Source organism: Bacteroidota bacterium (assembly GCA_034439655.1).
In the GTDB taxonomy this organism is placed as follows: Bacteria; Bacteroidota; Bacteroidia; order UKL13-3; family UKL13-3; genus CANJUD01.
This window is the reverse complement of sequence record JAWXAU010000082.1, coordinates 1-2,916: the sequence shown is the minus strand read 5'-3', so window position 1 is coordinate 2,916 and position 2,916 is coordinate 1. Positions and strand designations below refer to the sequence as shown.

The window sequence follows — 2,916 nt, the reverse complement described above, 5'->3', positions numbered from 1 at the left end:
TATGGAGATGCGCCCAATAAAATACAGCTTGTTGAAGAAGAAACGCGTTGGGACTATGCGGATGATGCTTATAAGAATGGTATTTCCGAGACATTTACAGTTGACTAATCTAAACACTCCTTATTTGGAGCTTCTAAATTAGCTTCGGATATTATGGTACAAGAGTATGGGCGTTATTTTAATATGCCTACTTGTTGTTTGCGTGGAGGCTGCCTCACAGGTCCTAATCATTCTGGGGTAGAATTACATGGATTTTTGAGTTATTTAATTCGGTGTAACTTGGAAGAGCGAGAATATAAAATATACGGTTATAGAGGAAAGCAGGTGAGAGATAATATACACGCTTATGATGTAGCGTGTTTTATAGATGCGTTTATTGCCGAGCCTCGAATTGCAGAAGTGTACAATCTGGGAGGTGGCAAGGACAATTCTGTTTCTATTTTGGAAGCTTTTCAAATAGTAGAAAAACTTTCAGGAAAACCACAGATTTATACGTATTTATCAGACAATAGAAGTGGAGATCATATTTGTTATTATAGTGATTTAAGCAAAATGAAAGAACATTATCCAAAGTGGTCAATCACTAAAAATCTTCAAACAACATTTGAAGAAATCGTTGAAGCTTGGGAAAGAAGATTAATTGAAGTTTAATAAATGGAGTAAATATTTACTAATCTTGAAAAGTAATTATAATTTGAGTTTAATGTTAAGCGCATGATGAAGTTCATAGCAAAAAAACAGATGGAGTGCTAAAACACGTTATTTTTAAAGATTTTCAATTGAACGGTTGGGAATACGGGATGCTTCGTTCATTTGAAGCGGCAATAAGTACCGTGACTGGAGCAGAAGCGCACCCGATACCTCCATATCTATTTCTTCGCGATCATATTCATCGGTTGGGTTATGGAATGAATAAGTCATGGCTCAGAAAATATATACCTAAAACCCCTTTTGCGCCTCAAGCAGATATAGGTTGGTGTATTTTGATGGGACCTGAAAATTATAAATTAGATTTATTTAAAGATTGGACTAAGTCTGTAAAGACCAAAATTCTTTATATATATGATACCATGCCTTCCCAATATCCGGTAATAAAACAAATTCTTGCTACAGATGTCTGGGATGTTTTGATAACTTCTTTTAATGATGCGGTTCCTGATTTAGAAAAACGCACGAATCGTAAATGGCATTGTATTTCACAGGCAGCAGATAGATCGCTGTTTAAACGAATTCCATTGGAGGAGCGCTTTATTCACTTCTCATCTTATGGGCGTCGCTTAGATAGAGTACATGATATAGTAAAAGATTTTTGTAAAACAAATAATTTATATTACGACTATACTACACATGATGGCAAACATCCGATGGCGGATGCAACTGATTTGTATAAGCAGTATGCCTGGCACATCAGCCATAGCGTTTTTACTTTTTCCTGGCCCGTAGAAGTTACCAATCCTAAAAGATGTGCGCCTCTACGTCCGATAACGTGTAGGTGGTTTGAAGCTGCGGGTGCATCCACCTTAATCCTTGGAGAGAAGCCTGACAATCCCTCTTTTGACAAGCTACTTCCGAATGGGTTGGTTAATTCAATTCAATATTTAGAAACGGATCGTGTTATTTATGAGCAAATTGAGGGCTTGTGGAACAATAGAGAAGTATTGCATAATAAGTTGAATGAAAGTTTAATGAATTTTCATAATAACATATATTGGGAGGATAGAGTAGAAGAAATATTGAAGTTAATTTAGAAGAATAAACTACTCAGTAGCACACTTATGAAGCCGACTATCAAAAAAAATATCTTTCGAATATTATGTAATACCCTGACAGGTAAGACCATCAGATTAGTCTTTGGAGATTTTATCCCAACGATTCGCTTCCCTTTTCTTACGTATAACATCGCTGCTATTCAAAATCAATATACGTTAATGGCTTCTATATTTTGGGGCTTTTATGAAAGTGCAGAACGGAGACTTTTAATGAAATATTATGATGGCTCACAGGATGTCGTGGAGTTGGGAGCCAGTATAGGTATTATCTCAAGTCATATAGCAGGCAAATTAAAACCGAATAGAAAATTGATCTGTGTAGAAGCTAATTCCAATTTATTGCCAACGCTTAGAAATAATATACAAAAACGCATTTCATCAAATAGCTTCTTTTATTTAGAGCATAAAGCTGTAAATGTAAAATTAGAAGAAGTTGATTTTTTTATTGCTTCAGATACAACCGCATCGAGCATAGCTGCGGAACAGAGCGATGAAACAACCGTAATAAAAACGACTACACTGTCTTCGTTGGTTTCACAATATAATCTTTCTTCTTATTTCTTAGTTTGCGATATAGAAGGAGCAGAAGCGGAGTTACTGTGGCATGATGTTCGAGCTTTTGATAACTGTATTGGCATGATAATCGAACTACATCACACCCATACTGATGGTACAGAAAAATCTATTGACGATATGGTGCAACGTTGTATATCATATTTTGGCTTTCATTTAAAAGAGCAAGACGGAAATGTATTCTGTTTTATGAAATATTAAACTCACAATAATTAAATTTACACAATAATGAATCGAGTTCCAGAAATTGATGGATTAAGAGGTATTGCTATTTTGATGATTGTCTCTTTTCATTATATTAATAATCAATTGGTAGCATCGCAAAATCTCTTTGGCAAAATGCTATATTTTTCTACTTCTTTTGGTTGGGCTGGGGTAGATTTATTTTTTGTTCTCTCTGGGTATTTGATAGGTAGTATTTTACTTAGGACTAGAACCTCTCCCTATTACCTTCAGACATTTTTCGTTAGAAGATTTTTGCGCATTATTCCCAATTATTATTTACTTTTAGTAATCATTTTTATTGTATTTAATTCCTCTTTCTTTCAATCAAACACCTTTTTGTCTGGGAATC

General features: G+C 34.8%; 3 protein-coding genes and 1 pseudogene. All 4 read left to right on the top strand.

The genetic code is table 11. The features are described 5' to 3' along the window. A pseudogene (locus tag SGJ10_05280) lies at positions 1-651 on the top strand (NAD-dependent epimerase/dehydratase family protein). 95 nt (positions 652-746) lie between these two features. After that, complete coding sequence (locus tag SGJ10_05275; protein MDZ4757535.1) at positions 747-1,748, top strand: glycosyltransferase family 1 protein; 1,002 nt, start codon at positions 747-749, stop codon at positions 1,746-1,748. 180 nt (positions 1,749-1,928) lie between these two features. After that, a complete protein-coding gene (locus SGJ10_05270) occupies positions 1,929-2,543 on the top strand; it encodes an FkbM family methyltransferase (protein ID MDZ4757534.1) in 615 nt (204 codons plus the stop codon). 27 nt (positions 2,544-2,570) lie between these two features. After that, the coding region (locus SGJ10_05265; protein ID MDZ4757533.1) for an acyltransferase at positions 2,571-2,916 on the top strand (346 nt) is incomplete at its 3' end.

Bases quoted from the DNA above. Each gene is read 5' to 3' on its own strand.
- SGJ10_05270 (MDZ4757534.1), top strand. From the start codon at position 1,929: ATGGCTTCTATATTTTGGGGCTTTTATGAAAGTGCAGAACGGAGACTT.